Consider the following 21,561-nt stretch of genomic DNA (forward strand, 5'->3'; position numbering starts at 1 on the left):
CTGGTCGACGGTGACGTCCGGATAGGCCGATAGTCCCGCCTTCTGATCCACGCGAAGCTTGCCTTCGCGCACGACAATACCGACCAGTGCCTGGGTCACCGACTTCGACAGGGAGTGACCCCAGATCGGCGTGTCGGGACCGTAGCCGGGGGCATAGCGCTCCGCGATCAGCTTGCCATCGTGGAGCACGACCATGCCCTTGGTGTGCCGCGGGCTCTGGGGATTGGGCTCGGAGAAGGCGAGATCCAGCGCCGCGCGAATGGCAGGGTCGGCCGCCTCTACCACGTGGGTGCCCCACGGATCGGGGATACCGTCGACGGCATCGCGCCGCGTGTCTCCGAGGCCGCCGGGATTCGGCATCGCATCGTCACCGTGCAAGAGAACGCAGCCCAGACCTGGCCGATAAACCGCACGCGCACCGAACCCGCCCAGGACCGTCGTGCGGACGTCGTGCCGCTCGCGATCAATCCGGTAACGCAATGCCCAACCGATGGAGCGCATGTTGGGCAACTGCTCTTCACGAAAGAGGCGATCCGGATCGACGTGGGAAATAAAGGCCGCACCGCAGAGGGAGCGACTGACCGAGTTGGTCGCCGTTCTAAACAGGTCCCCGACCGAGAGCGCATGAAAGGCGACGACGGCCGCCACGAGAACCAGCGCCGCGATGCCAGCGGCCATCTTGATGCTGCGAGAAGCCATGCGTGCCGTCCCTTTCCATGAACAAGGCAGCACTTTCTCCTTTTCCGGCCGCCGTTGCCAAGCGAAAGGGACGAAAGGCGCCCAAGCAGGGACGAACGGGGATGCGTACCGGAAGATCATGCGAACGTTAAGACGTCCAGACTTCCATCTTCACTTGACTTTGCACCCGGGCCATGTGAATTCTCTGTAAGTCCTTACAGATCGAAACCCACGCATGCCGAACGCACCGTCGCTGGCGATCGTTTACGAACACCCCGAATGGTTCAAGCCGCTCTTCGCCGCCCTTGATCGCCGCGGCGTGGCTTACCAGCCCATCTCGTTCCAGGATCACGGCTTCGATATCGCGCAGAAGGATGCGCCCGCCCCGCTGGTTTTCAGCCGGCTGGCCATGAGTTCCTTCCTGCGCCAGGACGAACATCCCATCTTCTACGCGCAGTCGCTCTATGCGCACTGGGAATTGAATGGAACGCGTGTGATCAACGGCACCCCTGCCCTCGCGATCGATGCCTCCAAGGCCCGGCAGATGTCGGTGATCACGTCCCTCGGGTTGGACATCCCCGCCACGCACGTCGTCCACAGGCAGGCCGATATCGTTGCGGCCACCAAGGGGCTGCGTTTCCCCGTCATCGTCAAGGTGAATATCGGCGGATCGGGGGCCGGCGTGTCGCGCTACGACACGCTCGAAGAACTGGCACAAGCCGTCGCCGACGGGACCACGCCGAAAGGTATCGACAGCGTCACCCTGGTGCAGGAATACGTGCCGGCGCGCGACCAGCGCATGGTCCGCATGGAGACCCTGGACGGCAAGTTCCTTTATGCCATCTCCCTCAATACGGACGGCGGCACGTTCGACCTGTGCCCCGCCGACGTCTGCCTGATCGACAAACCGACGGTCACGGTGCGCGAGTTCACGCCGGATGCCGAGGCGATACGCGCCGTCGAGGCGATAGCGCGCGCGGCAAAGCTCGATATCGGCGGCATCGAGTTCATGATCGACGACCGCGACGGCGCACGTCGCTTTTACGACATCAACGGCCTTTCCAATTTCGTGGCCGATCCGCTCAACGTGCTCGGCTGGGATCCGCACGAAAAGCTGGTCGACTACCTGGCCCACGCCATCGATGCCACCACGGGGAAAGCAGCATGAGGTATGGATTCTGGGCGCCGGTCTTCGGCGGATGGCTACGCAACATCCGCGACGAGAACATGGAGGCCAGCTGGGAATACCTCAGTCACCTGTGTCGGCGCGCCGAAGAGATCGGCTACGACCTGACGCTCATCGCCGAGTTGAACCTCAACGACATCAAGGGCGTCACCGAGCCGGCGCTCGATGCCTGGTCGAGTGCGGCCGCCCTGGCCGCGGTGACGAAGAAGCTGGAAATCATGGTGGCCGTTCGCCCCAACTTTCACCAGCCGGCGCTCTTCGCCAAGCAGGCCGCCAACGTCGATCGCATCTCCGGTGGCCGACTGGCCCTGAACGTAGTGTCTTCATGGTGGGCCGATGAAGCCAACCAGTACGGCCTGCAGTTCGACCAGCACGACGACCGTTATGCCCGCACCAGCGAATGGTTGCAGGTGGTCGATGGCCTGTGGTCGCAGACGCCTTTCACCTTCACCGGTGAACGCTACCAGCTGAAAGACGCCATCTGCGAGCCGAAGCCGCTGTCGTCACCGCGACCGACCATCTACGCCGGCGGCGAATCCGAGGCCGCCAAGTCGCTGATCGCCCTGCGTTGCGATGCCTATGTCATGCACGGCGACGAGCCCGAGTTCATCGCCGAGAAGATCGCGGACATGCGTGCGCGTCGCGAACGCAACGGCTTGCCACCCATGCAGTACGGCATGGCCGCTTATGCGATCGTCCGCGACACCGAAGAAGAAGCCCAGGCCGAAGTCGAACGCATCACGGCACTGGACACCGAGGCTCCCGGCTTTGCCAACTTCGAACAGTGGCTGTCCGGGACTCAGCTCGAGCGCGAGCTGAAGATCAAGGAGTACTCGGTATCCAATCGCGGTCTTCGCCCGGGCCTGGTGGGTACGCCTGAGAAGGTACGTGCACGCATCGCCGAGTTCTCGGCCGCGGGTCTCGACCTGCTGTTGTTGCAGATGAGCCCGCAGCTGGAGGAAATGGAGCGCTTCTCGCAGCAGGTGATCCAGGTCACCAGCGATAGCTGACCCTCGTATACAGGTAGCGACCGCTGTACCCGAACGGCGAATAGTCCGGGTACGGCCACGTCCCGCCGACGGCACCGTCGCTACCTGCCTTGTACTTCTGCGGATAGACATTGGTCAGGTTGTCGGCGCCCGCCGTGAACGTCCAGCCGCTGACCGCGTAGCTTGCCGACAGGTCGAGCAGCCAGCGTGCCGGGAACACCTGATCGAAGCCCGGGTTGCTCACCGGGTCCTGGTTGACGGTGAACTGGCCGTATCGCGTCAGCGCGCCGTGGAGGTTCCAGTGACCCAGCCCGTAGTCGGTGCCTAAGGCAATCTTGTCGCGGGGAGCGCCGTTGGTGATGTAGCCCTGCGCGATGTGCCCCACGCGCACCAGCTCCAGCCCGCTGGCGGCCAGCGACGGCGGATTGGGCGCCACGGACAGGATCGACGTGTGGTTGCGGTTGTAAGCCGCCGTGAACTGCAGCGTGCCGGCCGGGCCCAGGTCCAGGCGATAACCGCTGCTGAAGTCCACACCACGCGTACGCGTCTTCAAGGCATTGGTGAAGTAGCTGCCGCCCTGGATATTCGCAAAGCCCTGGCTGGCCAGATACGCCTGCACCGGGTCGCCGACGAGATTCTCGGAAGGAACGATCCGGTCGCCGATCGTGATCTGGTAAAGATCCAGCGACAGGGTCCAGGCGCCCGGCGCATACACCGCGCCCAGCGTGTAGTTGTGCGACTTCTCGGCCTTCAACGGTTCCGCGCCCAGCGCTTGGGCCACCGGGTTGCCCACCGCAAAGTTACGGATCTGCGTGGGTACGCCGCCGATGACGTTGGTCGACGTCGTCGAGTAGAACTGCTGCGGCAAGGACGGTGCGCGGAAGCCGGTGGCGGCCGTCCCGCGAAGTGCAAAGCTGTCGGTGAAATCGTAGCGTGCGGACAACGTGCCCGACGTCGTATTGCCGAAGTCGGTGTAATCCTCGTGGCGCAGGGCCAGCGAACCGCTAAGCTTGTCGGTGATCTGGTTCTCCAGGCTCAGGTACTCGGCAACGTCGTGCCGCGTGTTCTTGCCCGCATCGCCCGGTTGGAATCCCGGAAAACCCTGCGAACCCGTACCGAAGTACGAGGCCGGATCGCCCGGCTCGATCTCGTAGGCCTGGTGGAGATACTCGACGCCGAAAGCGAGCGTGACGGGATTATCCAGCCAGCCGAGCGTGAGATCTCGCGCGATATCGACATCGAAGGCCTTCTGCGTCGCGATCAGGCGGCCCGCGTTGAACCGGGTGGGACTGGCCGCGCCAAGATCGACGTTGAGCGTGTGGATCGGGTCGATGCTGACGCGGTTGCGGCCGTAGTTGCCGCTGATATCCCAGCGCCAACCACTCTCGGTCGTACCACGCACACCGGCCACGACGGCGCTGTCGATGGAGCGTACGTCGTTGAGTGGCAGGTAGCCGTCCGGATAGATGGAAGGCACGTTGCGCGAGCTGTTGTAGGTACGGAAGAGTGCCGGTGACGTTCCTTCGCGGCTGCTGGTATCGGCGAAGGCATACAAATCGATGTTCGATGCGAGCGCGTACTGGACGTTCAACAAAGCCTGGTGCGTCGTGATGTCCGGTTCACCGATGCGCTGCGTCTTCTGGCCATACACGGGCGAGGTGGGATCGCGATAGTCGCGCCCTCCCCGGTCCGTCGCATCCGCGTGCCCGTCAACCACGCTGATCCGCGCCCAGCCCTTGTCACCACCGAGCGGAACACCCAGGCTCGCGTCGCCCTGCCACTGCTTGCCGTCACCGGCGCTGTATCGACCCGCCGTGACACTCGCCTCGTTGGTTCCTTTTCCGGCGGCGCCCTTCAGCACGATGTTGATCACGCCCGCGATGGCGTCCGAGCCGTACTGTGCCGACGCGCCGTCGCGCAGGATCTCGATGTGATCGATGGCCGAGATCGGAATCGAGTTGAGATCGGCCGGTGCCGAACCCCGTCCGAGCGCACCCTGCAGGTTGAGCAAGGCGCCCGTGTGCCACCGTTTGCCATTGACCAGGACCAGCGTCTCGTCAGGCGAAAGACCGCGCAAGGCCGCCGGGCGCACGATGCCCGATCCGTCGTTGCCGGGTGCGCGGGGGAAATTCAGTGAGGGCGCGACACGCGACAGAACTGCGCCGAGCTGCGTATCGCCGAAGGACTGGAGATCCTGCGAGGAAACGACATCGATCGGCGACAGGGAGCTGCTCTGACTGCGATTCACCGAGCGGGTACCGGTGACCACGACGGTCTGCAACTTGGTGGCGGCATCGCTGGGGTCGCCGGGATGGCTGGCGCTGGCCGCCGGTGTGTCCTGGGCGTGGGCACCGCCGGCATGCAAGGCGGCCGCGATAAGTACGGACAGGGCGACGCGCGAGGGCTGAATAGGCCGCATGGGGAAGTTCCTTCGTTTTTCAGGCAACGCCATGACGTCGCGGCGAGCAGCCGCGTGTGGCGTGGGATCAGGGAAAGCGAACCGCCAGGATGACGGTAGCGCTCAGCGCCTCAGCGCTGGCGGATCAGGCAGTACGGCAACAACAACACACAGCGATCGACGAAGCGACGGCCGTGGAATGCGTGTTGGTGAGCTGCTGCGGGATCAAAAGGGTGCTGCCTCGCGATGTGTCCAGGGGGACGGGACGTTTAGATGTCCGAACCTCATCACATGCTGCTGCACGAAGTTACGAATGTCAAATACCTGCCGGAACCCGCCCAGAGGCGATTCTCGAGGCCCGCCGGCCAAGGGCATTGGCGGGTAACTCGACATAGACATGCACAAGACCGGCGACAAGAATCGCCAGGCCAACGCACGCGAGGCAGGCAAGGGAGTACGAGATGCCACGGTCGATCAGTATCGGCATGGTCACGTACCCGATCATCGAATGCACCAGGTAAAGCGGGAAGCTGATGTCCGCGAGGAAGTCGAGGATCCGGTTCTTCCTGAAGGTGTCCCTGAGCCGATAACACACCGCGAACAGAACGAGGGCATACGTGTAATTCTTTACCAGCGGCCCGAACACCTGCGCTTCGTGCATGGCGCCGATTGCCACGAACAGGCCAAAGATGAGCGCGCCGTAGCCTAGCGCCGAGCGTGCGTCGAGCTCATCGTAGAGCACGTAGTAGAAGAGGCAGCCCAGGAACATGAAGCTCATGTACTTCATGTCGGATACGAGGTACGCGAAGAACGACCCCGGAGACTCGCCATGGGTCGTGACGTAGGTGGCAACGCAGCACAACGTGAGCAGCCCGACGGAAAGCCAGACCACCTGCTTCGCGCTCTTCCCGATCAGGACGATCAGCGCGAACACGACATAGAACTTCACTTCCACCGCCAGCGACCAGCAGACGAAATCCAGCGACGGTATGCCGGCTGCGCTGTGTAGCAGCAGAAGGTTGCTTGCCACGTAAGACACGCTCACCCGCTCGGACAACGGCGTCGACCAATACCAGGCACTCACGCCGTACATGGCCAGGCTGATCAGCAGGCAAAACCAGTACACCGGATAGATGCGGAAGAAGCGGCGTATCAGGAACTGCCCGGTCGAAAGCTGCCGAAGGCTGATTGGAATGACGAAGCCGCTGATGAGGAAGAACACGCCGACGCCGAAAGCACCGTAGAGAAAGCCGCCTGCCCCCGGCGCAAGCACGTGCCGCGTATATCCCGGCTGCACTGGCACGAAGCTCGCCGGTACGCCGACGATCGCCCGCACCACAGGCGAGAAAAAGATCCCCCAGTAGTGATTCACCACGACCGACAAGGCCGCCAAGGCACGAAGTTGGTGAGCAAAAACAAGCTTCATACCCGCCCTCGTAGGAGCCGATTCATCGGCGATCGGGTGCTCGCGATAACCGGGCCCGCTGCCGCAGGATCGCCGGTAAACCGGCTCCTACCGGGGTGCGTGCCTTTGGGGGGCTAAAAGGTTGTCGACCTCTCAGCCAACCTGCGCCCGCTCCGCCTGCGTCACGAAGGCAAGCGCCTGCTGCAGCTCGCCGTAGCCCACCGGCTTGACCAGGTGGTAGTCGAAGCCCGCCCGGGCGGTCGCCGCCTTGTCGGCTTCCTGGCCCCAGCCGGTCTGCGCGATGATCGGCAGGAACCTGAGGCCCGGGTCGTCACGAAACGCCCGGCAGACGGCGTAGCCGTCGATGCTGGGCATGCCGATATCGAGCAGGACCACGTCCGGCTGGAATTCACGCGCGGCATCGAGGGCCGCCCGTCCGTCGAGCACCAGGCGATGCATGTGGCCCATGTCGCTCAACAGCCAGCCGATGGTTTCGGCGATATCCGCGTTGTCGTCGATAACAAGGATGCGCAACGCCTGCCCATTCGACGCGACGGCACCGGCCGCGCGCGCAGACACCTCATCATCATGAGCGACGAGAAGCGGAAGGCGCACGGTAAACGTGCTGCCCAGGTTTTCGCCATCGCTGCTTACGGCGATCGATCCCTCGTGCATCGACACGAGCTGCTTGACCAGAGCGAGGCCGATGCCGAGACCACCCTGGGAGCGCGTCAGATGCTCGCCGACCTGGGTGAAGAGCTCGAAGATGTTCGACTGCATCGATAGCGGTATGCCCATGCCGTTATCCGACACGGCGATAACGACGTCCTGCTCGTCGCGATACGCGTTGAGGGTCAGGGTGCCGCCCGATGGCGTGTACTTGGCTGCATTGTTGAGCAGGTTACCCACGACCTGGGTCAGGCGCGTTTTGTCGCCGTTGACCCATAGGGCATGAGGCGCCACGTTGACGCGCAGCGTGTGATTGCCGCCTTCGACGAAGGGCTGGCTGGCCTCGAGTGCCGCCTGGACGATCTCGGCAACCTCGACCTTCTCGCGCTTGAGCACGATCTTGCCCTGGCTGACTCGCGACACATCGAGCAGGTCGTCCACCAGGCGCACCAGATGGACCAGCTGACGGTCCATGACGCCGTGTATCTGCGTCGCTCGCTCGGGTGTCGGCTGGCCCCTGAGCACGTCCAGGCCCATGCGCAACGGCGTCAGCGGGTTGCGCAGTTCATGGGCGAGAATGGCCAGGAACTGATCCTTGTAGCGATCGGACCGGGTGAGCGTCTCGGCGTAGGCTTCGAGTTCGTCGCGCTGCGCGGCGATCTGCTGCTTCTGCCGATGCAGGTCGAAGAACACCTTCGTCTTGCTGCGCAGGATGTCCCACTCGACCGGCTTCTGGATGAAGTCGACTGCGCCGGCCTCGTAGCCCCGGAACGTCCGGTGATTATCGGTATTGCTCGCTGTCAGGAAGATGATCGGCACGTTGCGCGTGCGCTCGTTGCCGCGCATGAGTTCGGCCAGCTCGAAGCCGTCCATGCCGGGCATTTGCACATCGAGTAGTCCCAATGCCACGTCGTGCACGAGCAGGAGCTCGAGGGCTTCTTCTCCCGAACGTGCCTTGAGCAAGACCAGGTCGTCGCGACGCAGCAACGCCTCGAGCGCGACGAGGTTGTCCTCGAGGTCGTCCACGAGAAGAAAATGAACCGGGCTCATGGTGGCCGCGTCCTTACCGATGGTGGGAGAAACCACGTCAATGGTCCTGCTTCTGGTAGATCCGTTCCTCGAGGACAAAGTCCTGGAACGCATCGGCATGGGCGGAGAAGCGCAGGCTTTCCTTCGAGCCGAGGCCGAGGAATCCCTTGCGTATGAGCGAATCGCTGAAAAGCCCGATGGTGCGGTCCTGCAGCGAGTTGTCGAAATAGATAAGCACGTTGCGGCAGGAAATCAGGTGCATCTCGCCGAACACCGCATCGGTCACCAGGCTGTGGTCGGCGAACACCACACGCTCCCGCAGCGAACGGTCGAACGAGGCCTTGCCGTAGGCCGCCGTGTAGTAATCCGAGAGCGAGGACCGGCCACCGGACTGCTGATGGTTCTCGGTGAAGCCCCGGATGCGGTCCAGGCTGTACACCCCTGCCGAGGCCGCCTCGAGTGCGCCGGCGTTGATATCCGTCGCGTAGAACATGGTCCGCTGCTCCAGACCTTCCTCACGAAACAGAATCGCCAGCGAGTAGAGCTCCTCGCCGCTGCTACAACCCGCGACCCACACCTTCAGCGACGGATACGTGTGCAGGTGCGGCACGACATGCTCGCGCAAGGCGCGGAAATAGGACGGGTCGCGAAACATCTCGCTGACCTGGACGGTCAGGTAGCTCACGACCTGGGGGCCAATGGACGGATCATGCAGGAGCGCTTCCAGCATGGCCGACAGCGTGCGATAGCCGAGCTTGTCGCGCAGCTGCCGCAGACGCCGGGTGACCGACGCCCGCGAATAGCCGCGGAAGTCGTAGTGGAAGCGCTGGAACAGCGCCTCCAGGATCAGTTCGATCTCGATCGCCTCGAGACGATCGGCCGCGCTGTCTTCCATCGTCGTCACTGCGCGAGCCATACGCGCACCAGCGAAAGCAGTTTGTCGACATCCAGCGGCTTGGCCATGTAATCGCTCGCGCCGGCTTTCAGGCAGTTTTCCTGATCGTCCGGCATGGCCTTGGCGGTGAGCGCGATGATGGGCATCTTCTTCCAGCGAGGATCGTTGCGGATCGCCCGCGTGGCAGTCAGGCCGTCCATGACCGGCATCATCACATCCATCAGCACGAGGTCGATACCCTGTCCCGCGCCGTCGCTGGCCTTGTTCAGCGCGTCGATCGCTTCCTGTCCGTTGCGTGCGACAGTGAGCACACAGCCACGCGGCTCCAGGATATTGATCAGCGCGTATACGTTACGCACGTCGTCCTCGACCACCAGGATGCGCCGACCTTCGAGCAAGGCGTCGCGGTGCTGCGCTTCCTGGATCATTTTCTGGTGTTCCGCCGGCAGCTCGGTTACCACCTGGTGGAGGAACAGAGAAACTTCGTCCAGCAGGCGTTCCGGTGACTTCGCGCCCTTGATGATGATCGAGCGGGAATAGATGCGCAGGCGCGCCTCTTCGTCGCCCGTGAGGTCCCGTCCGGTGTAGACGATGACCGGCGGGAAGGCATGAATCCCCTCCCCGCTCAGCGTCTCGAGCAGCGTGAACCCGGAAGCGTCAGGCAGCGAGAGGTCCAGCACCATGCAGTCGAAGGTCTGGCTCTTGAGATGTTCGAGGCACTCCGCCGCCGTCGCGGCAGCCACGGTTTCGACATCGGCCGACGCGAGAAGCTGGCGAATCGCATCGCGCTGGACGTCATCGTCTTCCACCACGAGGACGCGCCGCACCGCTTGCGAAAGCCTGGCGTCGAGCTTGCCCAGCACCTCGGCCAGCTGCGCGCGCTTGACCGGCTTGAGCAGGTAGCCCACCGCGCCCATCGACATCGCGGCGTGGGAGTGATCCGTCGCCGAGACGACGTGAATGGGAATGTGACGGGTGCGGACGTCACGCTTGAGGATGTCGAGCACGGATAGACCCGACTGGTCGGGCAGGCCCACGTCGAGCACGATCGCCTGCGGCAGGTGGTGCCGGGCCAGGGCGAGCGCTTCCTGCGCACTGGTGGCGATCAGGCAGCGGAAATTCATCTCGCGTGCCAGCTCGAGGAGGATCTGGGCAAACCGCTCGTCGTCCTCGACAACCAGGATCGCCCGCCGGTGATCGGCCGGTTCGAAGCGGTCGTCGGGTACCTTCGGTGCGGGAATCGGGATCGGGGGCGTGACATCGTCGCGTGATGGCGTTTGCGCCACGGCCACCGGGGCGGTCGACCCGCCAGCGCCCGGCGCACGAACCGATCCCAGCAACGGCGGCAGGGTCAGGCTGAACGTGCTGCCCCTACCCACCTGGCTGTCGACCGCGATGCTGCCGCCGAGAAGGCGCGACAGCTCCAGCGAAATGGACAGGCCCAGGCCGGTGCCACCGTACTTGCGGCTGATCGTGCCATCGGCCTGCTGGAACGCATCGAAGATCCGCGTCTGTTGCTCGGCCGAGATGCCGATGCCGGTATCACTCACGGCGAAGACGAAATCGCCGTGCGCATCGCACGACACATGCAACTGCACGCTGCCCTGCTCGGTGAACTTGAAGGCGTTGGACAGGAGGTTCTTGAGCACCTGCTCCAGGCGCTGACGATCGGTCTCGACGATCGGCGGGCAATCCGGCGACGTCGACACCTCGAAGATGAGGCCCTTCTGCTCGGCCACCGGCTGGAACTGCGGAACCAGGCCCTTGATCAACCGCTCGACGGACAGCGACTCGGCGTGGATCTCGATATGACCGGCCTCGATCTTGGACAGATCGAGAATATCGTTGATCAAGGTGAGCAGATCGTTGCCGGACGAGTGGATCGTATTGGCGAACTTGATCTGCTCCTCGGTCAGGTTGCCACGCGGATTGTCAGCGAGGAGCTTGGAAAGGATCAGCGCCGAATTCAGCGGCGTGCGCAGCTCGTGCGACATGTTGGCGAGGAAGTCCGACTTATAGCGGCTTGCGCGCAGCACCTCCTTCGCCTTGTTCTCGATGACTTCGTTCGCGCGGGCCAGATCGTCGCGCTGCGATTCGAGCTGGTTGGCCTGCTCTTCGAGATGGGCGTTGGTCTGCTCAAGCTCCGCCTGCTGTTGCTCGAGCTCGTGCTGGGACTGCTTGAGTGCGCGGCTCTGCTCCTCCAGCTCTTCGTTGGAAACGCGGAGCTCTTCGCCCTGCATCTGCAACGAGTCGGACTGCCGACGGGTTTCTTCCAGCAGCCGGCTGAGGTCGGCGCGGTAGGTCGCCGAGCGGAGCGCGACGCCGATCGCCGCCGACGCCTGCTCGAGAAGCGTCACGACGTCTTCGTCGACCGCACTGAAGAAGCCGAGCTCGAGCACGCCGTTGACGTCGCCATCGACGACGGTCGGCAACAGGACCAGGTGGCGTGGCTTGTCCTGGCCCAGTGCGGAACCGATCGCGAGGTAACCGTCCGGCACGTCGTCGATGACGAAGGTCCTGCGTTCCGCGACGGTCTGCCCGAGGAGCCCTTCCCCCGGCAGGAAACGCGAGACGACCTCGTGACCGGAGGCAAGACCGTAGACCCCGATGCGCTCGTAGAAACTCTCCGAATTGACGAACAGCGCCCCCGCTTGCGCGTCGACGAAACGCCCGAGGAACGCCAGGATGTTCGCACCAAGGGCCTCCGTTTCCTGATCGCCGGCCATGACGGCCGCCAGCTCGAGCTGTCCGGCTTGCAACCATGTCGCCCGCTGACGCGCACGCGACGCATTGCGGATCATCACCGCCACGAAGACAGTCAAGGCCACGCCGAGGAGACCGCTGAGCAGACCGCTGGTCAGGGCGTTGCCATAGGCGGCGGTCATCTCCACGACGCGCTTGTCCCGCAGTGACGACTCCTCGGCCTGCATGCTGGCCAGCTGGTTGCGCACGGCGTCCATGGCCGCCTTGCCGCGATCGCTGTTGACCAGGACCAGCGCGGCATCGAGCCCACGGGCACGCCGCACCTCGATCGTGTCCTTGAGCTCGGCAAGCTTGTCGTCGAGGCGAACGGTGAGCTCCTTGAGCCGCACCTGCTGGCCGACGTTGTCCTGCGTCGTGGCGTGGATGGACTCCAGGCGCGCAGGGATGCTCGCCAGCGCGGCCCGATAGGGCTCGAGATAGCGCTCGTTCCCGGTCAGCAGGAAACCGCGCTGTCCGGTTTCCGCGTCTTGTGCGGCGGAGAGGATCTCGCTGAGCGCGGTGACCGTCTGCTGCGACTGGATGACCTTTTGATTGCCATCCCGGATGGTCCGGATGTTCAGATACGCAAGCGCGCCGCTGACCACGAAAAAAACGATGACGGCGGCCAGCGCGATGGACGTGCGCTGATCCATCGCGCGTGAGCGCGACGCACGGGGTACGGGTGAGCTCATGGTGACCAGACTTGTTAGCTGTCGTAGCGGGTAAATATATCATCAAGCCGCGGTTGTCCACCGGCTCCCGCCACAGCAAAAAACCCTGCGAAATCCGCCTCTTCGGCGCCTTAATTCACCTCGGTTTCACGGCTGCTCGGGCAATGGCAAAGGCAATTCGAGGACGGGAAGCACCCGGTCGTCGGCGCCTTCGATCGGCGCCGGAACGTCGCCGACCCGAACCGCGCCACACGCCAGGTAGAACGGTTCGGCATGGGGATCGGCCTCGATCGTGAGACGCCCGGCGCCGAATTTCCGGGCTTTTTCGGCGGCGTTCACCAGCATGGCTCGCCCATACCCTCGCCCGATGAACGCTGGCAGGAGCCAGAAGTGCTCCAGCCGCAGCGTTTCCTCGGACGCAGCCCTTAGCTGATAGAACCCGACCAGCGTGTCACCCGACCGTGCCGTGATCGTGGGGCAGCTCGTCATCTCCGACGGCGTGACCGCGAGGGTCGGTGCCCAGCGCTCCAACTGGGCGTCCGAATAAGGCCAGTGCGATTTGGAGGCGAGCGCCAGGTTCGTGAGAAGCGGCGCTTCTGAGGCGAGCGCTCGTTGAAATCTAAGCATTGGGGATCCCCGCTCGCAGCCATCGATTCGTCGCGATGAACGATCGTGGCGATCTTACCCCGCTGCCGCGGGATCGCCGATGAATCGGCTCCTACCGTGCCCCCGCAAGGCCAGGCGCGCGTTCAGGCGGTGACCTTGCCCTCTACGCGTTTGATCAGCTCGTCCCATGCGGTGACGAAGGCGGCGCCACCCTCGACCTGCAGTTGCCTGGCCAGGGCAGCCACGTCGAGGCCGCCCTCGGTGGCGGCTTGCTGGACGGCGGCACCGGCATCGCGATCGAGACCTACTTTGTCGGGCACCTGGCCGTGGTCGGCAAACGCACGCAGCGTCGCATCGGGCATGGTGTCGATCGTGTCGGGCGCGGCGAGCGCGGTAATGTACAGCGTGTCGTCGGCTTCGGGATCCTTTACGCCGGTGCTGGCCCAGAGCAGGGTCTGGGGCATCGCCCCTGCGGACGCCAGCGTCTTCCAGCGTTCGGAAGCGAGCACGCCCTGGTAGCCATCCCATACGTCGGCGGCGACAGCGAGGCCGAGCTTGTTACGCAGGTCGGCCCGACCCTGCTTCGCCGCGGCGGCATCCCAGCGGCTGACGAACACCGACGCCACCGAGCGGACTTTCGGATCGAGCCCCGCAAGAATGCGCCGCTCGATCCCACGCATGTACGCCTCAGCGACGGCCAGGTACTGATCGCGGGAGAACAACAGCGTCACGTTGATCGCGATGCCCTGGAAGATGGCTTCCTCGATGGCGATGGCGCCCTGCGGCGAGCCGGGGATCTTGACGAAGGCGTTCGGGCGGTTCATTTGCGCATGAAGCGTGTTCGCCCACTGCAGCGAACCCTTCGCATCGTCGAGCAGATGGGGCGACACTTCGATCGAAACCCAGCCGTCCTTGCCGCCGGTGTTCGCGTGGATCGGGGCGAACAGATCCGCCGCGCGCTGAAGATCCTTGACCATGAGACGGAACACGATCTCTTCGGGCGTCGCGCCCGTCGCGCGCTCGGTAGCGATCTGGGCGTCGTAATCGGTTCCGCCCGTGATCGCCTTGGTGAAGATCGACGGATTCGAGGTCAGCCCCGTGATCGAAAAGTCGCGGATATACGTCTCGAGCTGCCCCGTATCGATCATGTTCCGGGAGATGTTGTCGAGCCAGAGGCTCTGGCCGATGTGCTGGAGTTTCGCGGTCGCGTTCATGGGCTGTCCCGATCCAGGTGACGAACGACGGCGCACATGGCCAGGCGCCGGACTGAAAGCCATCGAACGCTAGCCCATGCCGTGCGCGGCGTCTTGAAGAAACCTGTGTCCTGACGCCGCCGGGCCTGTCGTTACTTCGCGGGTGACGGCTGGACCGGTACGCGGCAATGCGCGAGTGCCGGCGACTGGCCCGGGACATGACGTCATGACTGTTAGGACATGCTGGACGTAATCTCTTACCGAAAGCGTGAATCCAGACACGTTCGAACCTGGGCAGGCGAGCCACGATGCATCACCCCGCCACCCATCGGACACCCATGTCATTCAGAAAAACTCTCGCCGCGATGATCGCGCTCGCGTGCTTCCAGCCAGTGATGGCATCGGCGGCCGACGTCACTGACACGTCGACCGTGCTCGACAAGGTGTTCGCGGCTTATCAGGGATGGTTCCACTGTCCGGGTGCACCAAGCCCCGAAAGCAACTGGTTCCACTGGACCTATATCTCGCAGATCGACCCCACGGCCACGAACAGCTCGATCCCGACCTTCCCCATCACCGACGAATATCCCGCCGAAGCCCTATGCCCTGCCCCTGGACTCACGATCGGTGGCAAGCAAGCGAACTTCTTCTCGTCGTTGAACGTAGGCACCGCGCAGACACACTTCCGCTGGATGCGCGAATACGGCGTGGACGGTGCGATCCTCCAGCGCTTCCTCGGCTCGCTCGACATGCTTTACCAGGAAAACGACATCGTGCTGCGCAACGCCATGCAGGCCGCGGGCGATAATGGCCGCTCGTTCTTCATCGAGTACGACGTCAGCGGTCAGTTCGAGAACACCAGTACCCAGGCCGATGAAGACGCCATCTTCAACAAGCTGACGAGCGACTGGTTGCACCTGGTCAACGACCTCCACGTCACCCAGAGCGCGATGTACCAGCAACAGGGCGGCCGGCCCGTCGTCTCCCTCTGGGGCATCGACCAGGGCGGCAGCGAGACGACCTGGCAGATGAAGCCGGCGCTGGCGTCACGGGTGATCGACTGGTTCCACAACGTAGCCCATGCGACCGTGATGGGTGGCGTGAGCAACACGTATCTGGAACAGCCGGCTTACGCGGAAGTCGTCAAGAAGTTCGACATTATCCAGCCGTGGAACGTCGGCGTGTATCAGGACAGCGACCTCGACTGGTACGAAACCAACCGGACGCGCGTGCACCTGGCGGCGACTGCCGCGAACGGGCAGATCTACATGCCGACGATTCTTCCGGCGTCGTCCAGTCGCGACCAGACCAACGGCAACCTGCCATCGGAAGGCGCAAAGAGTCTCGGTGGCAAGTTCTTCTGGGACCAGGCGTACCGGGATCGCAGTGCGGGCGTCCGCACGGTCAAGATCGCCATGTTCGACGAACTCGGCGAAGGCACCTCGCTGCTCAAGGTCGCCTCGAATGCCTCGCAGGCTCCGTCGCAGTACCCGTGGCTCACGCTCGACGTCGACGGATACAAGCTACCGACGGACTGGAACCTGCGCGTGACGCACGAGATCGCCGCCATGTTCCACGGCGTCAGTCCGGTGACCGCCACGATGCCGACCGACCCGGGTCCGTTCGATGTCGTGCCGGAGTGTGGCGTGCTTCATCCGAATGAGATCCTCGCCCCCGCGCATCCACTGACCTCGTGCGATGGCCACATCAGCCTGGCACAGGACACGAATGGCGACCTCACCGTCTACCGTGACGGCATGCGACTCTATTCCAGTGGCACGGGAAGCCAGCCGATCAAGACGACGATCATGCAGGGCGACGGCAACCTGGTCGAATACGACCAGAACGGTCAGCCGCGTTGGGCTAGTGGCTCGGCGGGACACCCGGGCGCGTACCTGTATCTGCGCAACGATGGCACCACGTGGATCGTCGACGGCGGCAAACCCATCTGGCAAGCCGCCCCCTGATCCATCGCTCTCCCCCAGAACGCCGCCCGGTAATCCGGGCGACGCTCACTCTTTCAGGCAATACCCAACAGATTCTGCAACTGCGAAGCCACGGTCGAAGCAAGCGTCGTGGCCGTCGAAGCCGTGCTCGATGCCGCCGTCGTGGTTGACGTCGGCGCACCCGTCAGCGGATCGGTTGCACTCGCCGAGGTCAGGCTATCGGTGAACGGCGAGTCCGTCGTCGTATCGGTGTCCGTGTTGAGCAGACCCTTGCCGCCGCCATGGCCACCGTGGCCGCCGCGAACGTGCATTTGCGGCATGGGATTGACGCTGGTGGTCGAACCAATCGTAGTCATTTGCGGTTTCCTTGCTGTGGTGGTCTTTTGTGTCAGCAATGGGCGTGCCAAGTGTCCGCCAAAAGCATCGCCGATGAATCGGCTCCTACATTTCGCGGGGGATTCAACGGTTCGCTATAACGAACGAGGCCGTTGCATTGCTGCAACGGCCTCGGGTGTCAGTCCATTGACTGCGTGCGTCAATTTATAGCCGGCGATTACTTGCGACTTGCGTGAGACGCTACGAATCAGGCCTTGATAAACGCAAGCAAATCCGCGTTGATCGTGTCCGCATGCGTGGTCGGCATGCCGTGCGGGAAGCCCTCGTAGATCTTCAGCGTGGCGTTCTTCAGTACCTTGGCGGACAGCACACCGGCATCCTTGTACGGAACGATCTGGTCGTCGTCGCCATGAAGGACGAGCGCCGGCTGCTCGATCTTCTTCAGGTCGTCGTTGAAGTCGGTTTCCGAGAACGCCTTGATGCAGTCGTAATGGGCCTTGGTGCCGCCCATCATGCCCTGGCGCCACCAGTTGGTGATGATGCCCTGCGACGGCTTCGCGCCGGGACGGTTGTAGCCATAGAAGGGACCGGAGGCTACGTCGAAATAGAACTGCGAGCGATTGGCTGCCAGGGCGGCGCGCAGGCCATCGAACACCTCGATGGGCAGGCCGTCGGGATTGGCGGCCGTCTTCACCATGATCGGCGGTACCGCACTGAGCAAGGCGATCTTCGCCGTACGCTGCTGGCCGTACTGGGCGACGTAGCGCGCCACTTCACCGCCACCGGTCGAATGCCCGACATGCACGGCGTCGCGCAGGTCCAGGTGTTCGGTGAGCGCCGCGAGATCCGCGGCGTAATGATCCATGTCGTTGCCGTCTTCGGTCTGGCTCGAGCGACCGTGGCCGCGGCGATCATGGGCGATCACGCGGAAGCCCTGCTCCAGGAAAAACAGCATCTGGGTGTCCCAGTCGTCGGCCGACAGGGGCCAACCGTGGCTGAAGACGATCGGCTGGCCCGTGCCCCAATCCTTGTAATAGATGGATACGCCGTCTTTCGTAGTAATCGTGCCGTCCATACAACGCTCCTGAATCGTGGGGTGGTGGAAATACATGAAATGTTTGTGGAATAGGCCGTGCTTTTATTGAACAAACGTCTTTTTGCACGGACGCCAAAGCCAAGCTTATTACCTCGAACGTAATTGCCGCACATCGGCCAGGATCGAATACTTCGATCACCTTCCTACACGAGACCACGCCGATGAACGCCGCACCCGCCAGGTTCAGCGAGTTCGTTTTCAGTGCCCAACCCGGCTTCGACGAGCCAGCGATGCGCGAAGCGTTCTCGCATGCCGTGCCACTGAAGAGCATCGTCATTTACTGTTACGACCCGCGTGTCCGCGAGATTCCAGGCGCCGTGGCCCAGTTTCTCGGCGACCAGGTCTATCCGGGGGAAGTCGTCGTAAACCAGGCCGGCCAACGCGTCGGCTCCACGACGACCATGGGCACCGTGTCCGTCGCCGCCGGGCGTGCCGTGGATGCGCTGCGTTCGGTCACGGTCGGCGAGTTCCTCTTCGGGATCGAAACCGTCGTCGTCGTGCATCACTCGAACTGTGGCGCCACCTCGTACTCGACCGACGGCATGATCACGGCCTTTCGCCATGAGCACGGCGCCGATCTTTCGCGCGTCTACGACCGCGGCAGCATCAGCATCACCGACTACGAGGCGTCGCTGAAGTACGATACCGACCTGCTCCGTGCCAGCCCGGGCGTGCCCCGGCATGCCGAGATCCTTGGCCTGTTCTACAACACGGACACCGGTGAGCTCACCGAGGTGATACGGAACAAGGGCGAGTAACCCCACCATGGCGAGGACCGCGACATGACCACGCACGCCGACGCTTCCGCAGGCGAGCTCGGACGCATCCTGAAGGCGTGGCGTGGCATGCGCGGCCTCAGCCAGCTCGAGCTTTCCCTCGAAACCGGCGTCTCGCAACGCCACCTCAGCTTCATCGAAAGCGGGCGCAGTGCACCGACGCGGCAGATGCTGATGGTCGTGGCGGACGGGCTGGACATGCCGTTTCGGGAACGTAACCAGTTGCTGCTGGCCGCCGGCTACGCGCCGATCTACGCGGAAGAGTCGTGGGATGCCGCCTCGTTCGCCATCGTCCGCCATGCACTGGAAGGCATGCTCGCCCACCACGAGCCCTTCCCCGCCCTGGTAATGGACCGGTACTGGAACGTCGTGATGGCCAATGAGGCGACCAGGCGCATGCTCGGTTCTTTCATCGACCTCGATCGCTGGGCGCGTCCGCGCAACATGCTTCGACTGATCTTCGATCCCGAGGGATTGCGACCGTTCGTCGCGGACTGGGACGACATCTCCGCCGCCCTGCTCCAGCGGGTGCGTCGCGAGTCGGTGGGTGGCGTGATCGACGACGCCACACGGGAACTCGTCGCTTCTTTGCATGCGTACCCCGACATCGACGCCAGCGCCATCGACGACCCGGCAGGCGACCTGCCGGTCATTCCACTGACGCTTACCGACGACGACCATCGCCTGAGCTATTTTTCCCTGGTCACCACCGTCGGCACGCCGCGCAGCCCGGGGCCGCAGGAACTGCGCGTCGAATGCCTGGTACCGGTCGACGAGGCTACGAAGGCCTGGCACCGGCATCTCAAGGACTAACCACCGACGCGATACCGTTCTGCGGTTCCCAGCCGCCGCCCAATGCCCGGAAGGCGGCTACCGCGGCCCGCGCCGAGCCCGCCTGTGCCTGCACCTTCGCATCGCGGGTAGCCAGCAGGCGCGAGTTCGCATCGAGCACTTCGATCAGGCTCACCGCGCCGCCCTTGTACGCAGCCTCCGACGCGACCTCGGCTTGCTGCAGCGAGACTTCGCCACCGGCCAGGATGGCCGTCTCCTTCTGTCGTTTATCCAAAGCAACGAGGGCGTCTTCGACGTCCTCCGATGCGCGCAGCACGGCCAGTCGGTACGTCGCCAGCGCCTCCGCATCGCGCGCCTTGGCCGCCTTGATTTCCGCATCGACGCGGCCGAAATCGAAGAGACGCCAGCGCAGACCGAGAACCCCCTGCGCCTGACTGGCCGGACCGGAGAACTGCTGGCCCGCCGTCGTCGTCGCCGTGCCGATCAGCGCCGAAAGAGAGAACTTCGGGTAGTACTCGGCGATCGCCTGGCCGATGCGCGCGTTCGATGCCGCCAGTTGCCGCTCGGCGGCGATCAGGTCGGGACGTCGACGCAGCAGGTCGGCCGGTCCGCCGGCGTCGGCCAGCAACGGCGCCTGCGGAATCAGACCGATCGCGGCGAGCTCGACCTGGGACTCACCGGGTTGTCGCGCAAGCATGACGTCGAGCGCGTTCATCGCACTGGCCAACGCGGACTCGAGTGCCGGTACCGTCGCTTCGACTTGCGACAGCGCCCCCTCGGCCTGGTGAAACTGAAGCGCCGGCGCGATGCCGGCCTCGAACTGCAGGCGAATCGTGTGGGTCAGCCGCGTCTGTGTGTCGACCTGCTCACGGGCTACAGCGAGTCGCTGTTGCAGTCCACGAATGGCGAGGTAATCGTCGGCCACCTGGGCCTGCACCTCGAGCGTGGCGGCGGCATAGCCGGCTTGCGCCGCTTCGACATCGTCCACCGCGCCTTCGCGTCCACGCCGGAGGCCACCGAAGAGATCCAGCTCCCAGCCAGCCACCAGGTCGCCTTCGTACGCGTTACCAAAACGATCGAAGCCTGGCTGTGCAGCGAGCACGCGACCCAGCGGGGTCTCGGTCGATTGCTTCGCGCGCGCCGCTGAGGCGGCGACGGAGGCTGACGGCAGCAGTTCCGCGGTCGCTTCACCGAGGCTGGCGCGTGACAGCTGCACCCGTGCCCTTGCCTGCGCGAGGCTGAGGTTCTGGCTGACGGCGACCGCGATGAGGCGCGAGAGCGTCGGATCCTGGAATGCATCCCACCAGCGCTCGAGGTGGGCGACCGGCGCGGACGATCCGCCCGGGGCGGGCGCTGCGGCGTGGAAGGCGGCCGGCGCATGGACGTCGGGGCGGACATAATCGGGACCGACCGCACAGGCCGAAACGGCCAGGGTCGACGCCAGCGCGAACAGGAGGGGCTTCATGGTGAATCCTGGGAAACTGAGTGACCAGATTACGATATGGTCACTGGTTGTCAAGTAAAAGCCCGTCCTGTATACGGATGGGATGATCCAGACATCCCCACCCGCCGACGACCAGACCCTGACCATCCGGGATCAGATCGTCGAGGCCGCCGACGCCCATTTCAGCCGCTACGGCTATGCCAAGACGACGATGGCGGATCTCGCCCGCGCCATTGGCTTCTCCAAGGCGTACCTCTACAAGTTCTTCGATTCCAAGCAGGCCATCGGCGAGGCGATCTGTACGCGCTGCCTTGCGCCGCAGTTCGCCACGATCGCGGCCGCCGTCGAGGCCGCCCCGACGCCTCATGAGAAGGTCCGCGCGCTGTTCCGCACGTCGGTAAAACAGTGCCTGGAGCAGTTCTTCAACGACCGCCAGCTGTACGACATCGTGGCCTTCTCGCGGTCCGAGAACTGGGCGAGCTCGACGAAGTACGTCGCCGATCTCAACGCCCTGCTGGAAAGCGTCATTCGCCTGGGCCGCGCCAACGGCGACTTCGAACGTAAAACGCCGCTGGACGAAGTGTGCCGGGGCATCTGGATCGCGGTCCTGCCGTTCTCCGACCCCGTGCTTCTACAGCACAACCTGGACATCGTGGAAGACGGCTTGCCGGCGGTGATCGGACTGATCCTGCGCAGCCTGTCGACCTGAC

Annotated in this window: 16 protein-coding genes and 1 pseudogene; 6 read left to right on the forward strand and 11 right to left on the reverse strand. The window is 64.0% G+C overall.

What is annotated here, in order from left to right; genetic code table 11:
* Positions 1 to 699, reverse strand: a pseudogene (locus tag AC1DYM_RS09865) (serine hydrolase domain-containing protein); the annotation flags it as partial.
* Between the two features lie 214 nt (positions 700 to 913).
* On the opposite strand from AC1DYM_RS09865, the gene AC1DYM_RS09870 reads away from it, so the two are divergent.
* Positions 914 to 1,846 carry an ATP-grasp domain-containing protein gene (locus tag AC1DYM_RS09870; RefSeq protein ID WP_477337790.1) on the forward strand — a complete coding sequence of 311 codons (933 nt, stop codon included), beginning with the start codon at positions 914 to 916 and terminating at the stop codon, positions 1,844 to 1,846.
* Positions 1,843 to 2,874 (forward strand): LLM class flavin-dependent oxidoreductase, encoded by a 1,032-nt coding sequence (locus tag AC1DYM_RS09875; protein ID WP_477337792.1) that lies wholly within the window; start codon positions 1,843 to 1,845, stop codon positions 2,872 to 2,874. Before AC1DYM_RS09870 ends, AC1DYM_RS09875 begins: the two co-directional genes overlap by 4 nt.
* Here AC1DYM_RS09875 and AC1DYM_RS09880 read toward each other — a convergent pair.
* The 7 genes from AC1DYM_RS09880 to tal all read right to left on the reverse strand — a co-directional run bounded on the left by AC1DYM_RS09880 (position 2,858) and on the right by tal (position 14,482).
* The gene (locus tag AC1DYM_RS09880; protein ID WP_477337794.1) at positions 2,858 to 5,272 is read right to left on the reverse strand and encodes a TonB-dependent receptor; all 2,415 of its coding nucleotides are present in this window, start codon (positions 5,270 to 5,272) and stop codon (positions 2,858 to 2,860) included. The two genes, AC1DYM_RS09875 and AC1DYM_RS09880, sit on opposite strands and share 17 nt — an antisense overlap.
* A gap of 295 nt (positions 5,273 to 5,567) precedes the next feature.
* Complete coding sequence (locus AC1DYM_RS09885) at positions 5,568 to 6,677, reverse strand: acyltransferase family protein (RefSeq protein WP_477337796.1); 1,110 nt, start codon at positions 6,675 to 6,677, stop codon at positions 5,568 to 5,570.
* 132 nt (positions 6,678 to 6,809) lie between these two features.
* A complete protein-coding gene (locus tag AC1DYM_RS09890; RefSeq protein WP_477337798.1) occupies positions 6,810 to 8,411 on the reverse strand; it encodes a response regulator in 1,602 nt (533 codons plus the stop codon).
* Position 8,412: 1 nt separating this feature from the next.
* Positions 8,413 to 9,270, reverse strand: coding sequence for a CheR family methyltransferase (locus AC1DYM_RS09895; RefSeq protein ID WP_477337800.1), 858 nt, complete (start codon positions 9,268 to 9,270; stop codon positions 8,413 to 8,415).
* A complete protein-coding gene (locus tag AC1DYM_RS09900; protein WP_477337802.1) occupies positions 9,255 to 12,683 on the reverse strand; it encodes a response regulator in 3,429 nt (1,142 codons plus the stop codon). Before AC1DYM_RS09900 ends, AC1DYM_RS09895 begins: the two co-directional genes overlap by 16 nt.
* A gap of 126 nt (positions 12,684 to 12,809) precedes the next feature.
* Positions 12,810 to 13,193, reverse strand: coding sequence for a GNAT family N-acetyltransferase (locus tag AC1DYM_RS09905; RefSeq protein WP_477337804.1), 384 nt, complete (start codon positions 13,191 to 13,193; stop codon positions 12,810 to 12,812).
* A gap of 218 nt (positions 13,194 to 13,411) precedes the next feature.
* Complete coding sequence (gene tal, locus AC1DYM_RS09910) at positions 13,412 to 14,482, reverse strand: transaldolase (protein ID WP_477337806.1); 1,071 nt, start codon at positions 14,480 to 14,482, stop codon at positions 13,412 to 13,414.
* Positions 14,483 to 14,799: 317 nt separating this feature from the next.
* On the opposite strand from tal, the gene AC1DYM_RS09915 reads away from it, so the two are divergent.
* Positions 14,800 to 16,428, forward strand: a complete 1,629-nt coding sequence (locus AC1DYM_RS09915) for a glycoside hydrolase family 71/99 protein (RefSeq protein ID WP_477337808.1) — start codon at positions 14,800 to 14,802, stop codon at positions 16,426 to 16,428.
* 53 nt (positions 16,429 to 16,481) lie between these two features.
* Here AC1DYM_RS09915 and AC1DYM_RS09920 read toward each other — a convergent pair whose 3' ends face one another.
* Positions 16,482 to 16,763, reverse strand: a complete 282-nt coding sequence (locus tag AC1DYM_RS09920) for a hypothetical protein (RefSeq protein ID WP_477337810.1) — start codon at positions 16,761 to 16,763, stop codon at positions 16,482 to 16,484.
* A 227-nt stretch (positions 16,764 to 16,990) separates the two neighbouring features.
* On the reverse strand, positions 16,991 to 17,818 hold the full coding sequence (locus AC1DYM_RS09925; RefSeq protein ID WP_477337812.1) for an alpha/beta fold hydrolase: 828 nt from the start codon (positions 17,816 to 17,818) through the stop codon (positions 16,991 to 16,993).
* Positions 17,819 to 18,000: 182 nt separating this feature from the next.
* Here AC1DYM_RS09925 and AC1DYM_RS09930 point away from each other — a divergent pair, with 182 nt between their 5' ends.
* Together AC1DYM_RS09930 and AC1DYM_RS09935 are read left to right on the forward strand one after the other, a co-directional pair.
* Complete coding sequence (locus AC1DYM_RS09930; RefSeq protein WP_477337814.1) at positions 18,001 to 18,597, forward strand: carbonic anhydrase; 597 nt, start codon at positions 18,001 to 18,003, stop codon at positions 18,595 to 18,597.
* Positions 18,598 to 18,621: 24 nt separating this feature from the next.
* The gene (locus AC1DYM_RS09935; protein WP_477337816.1) at positions 18,622 to 19,428 is read left to right on the forward strand and encodes a helix-turn-helix domain-containing protein; all 807 of its coding nucleotides are present in this window, start codon (positions 18,622 to 18,624) and stop codon (positions 19,426 to 19,428) included.
* Here the strand turns inward: AC1DYM_RS09935 and AC1DYM_RS09940 are convergent.
* Complete coding sequence (locus AC1DYM_RS09940) at positions 19,418 to 20,872, reverse strand: efflux transporter outer membrane subunit (protein ID WP_477337818.1); 1,455 nt, start codon at positions 20,870 to 20,872, stop codon at positions 19,418 to 19,420. The genes AC1DYM_RS09935 and AC1DYM_RS09940 overlap by 11 nt on opposite strands.
* Positions 20,873 to 20,954: 82 nt before the next feature.
* On the opposite strand from AC1DYM_RS09940, the gene AC1DYM_RS09945 reads away from it, so the two are divergent.
* Positions 20,955 to 21,560 (forward strand): TetR/AcrR family transcriptional regulator, encoded by a 606-nt coding sequence (locus tag AC1DYM_RS09945; protein WP_477337819.1) that lies wholly within the window; start codon positions 20,955 to 20,957, stop codon positions 21,558 to 21,560.
* Position 21,561 lies beyond the last annotated feature (1 nt).

It is taken from the genome of Luteibacter sp. P1_D3 (genome assembly GCF_056406135.1).